Annotated in this window: 1 protein-coding gene; it reads left to right on the top strand. The window is 52.3% G+C overall.

Translation table 11 applies throughout. The features are described 5' to 3' along the window. Positions 1-53: 53 nt before the first annotated feature. A partial coding sequence (locus tag O2S87_RS18640) for an IS4 family transposase (protein ID WP_475410217.1) occupies positions 54-945 on the top strand: 892 nt, incomplete at its 3' end.

The following is a 945-nucleotide window of genomic DNA, read 5'->3' as shown; positions in this document are numbered from 1 at the left end:
CTGTCTCTTACCCACAAGTTCTAACGCCGTAGCTGACCAATCAACTCCAGGAAATGGGACGCCGTTCGCGGGGCTGGCGATCAATAGCTGATGAAGATGGACAGCTGTGTGACATGGATGTCTCTGGATGGATTCGAAAAGAGTTTCGAGCAGCTGAGTTCGGCGACAAACGATTGACTGATCGGTTGGTAAAGCTCGGAGATGAACTCGGCAGCTCGCCTGCCGAGTCCATCCCGGCAGCCTGCGAAGATTGGGCCTCCACAAAGGCTACATACCGATTTTGCGATAATGATCGTGTGGAGTCCAGTGAAGTTATCGCCGCCCATGGGCAAGCACAGCGAGACCGACTGAGTGGCGGAGACGAGCTGCTGGTCGTCTCCGACACAACGTACCTCACTTTCCCTCGCCATCCAGCAAAGGACGGTCTCGGCGATATTAGCTCAACAAATATCGATGTCGAAGGTGTCAAATTACACTCGTCGATCGGTATACGTCCCAAAACTCGACAGATGACAGGGATCATCGACCAGCAAGTGCTGGTCGAGGATCAACAGTCAGAGACGGACTACATCACCAACGATAGAGACGACCCAATTCAGATTGAATCCCAGTATGAAAAATGGCTACGTGGGAATAGAGCCAGTCTTGAGTGGATGCCTACGGATGTTCGTCCGATTTTTGTCCATGACCGAGGTGGTGATGCGTTTGCGCTGTTTGAAGAATTTGGCAGAGAGACCGACGACGCTGGGTTTGTTGTCCGCGCCAATCAAAATCGACGTATTTGGACAGAAGACGGTGATACTGGAAAACTATTTGAGTGGAGTAGCGACCTCGTTGAGCGAGGTCGCGACTCGGTTGAGATTCAACAAGGCGGAGGCCGAGAAGCCAGGACAGCAGAAGTGTCGATTACAACTGGCACTTGTGAGGTGCGTGCGCCAAAGAATA

It is taken from the genome of Halohasta sp. A2, assembly GCF_056175805.1.
Note: the sequence above shows the minus strand (reverse complement) of the source record. Positions and strands in the feature narration are given on the sequence as shown.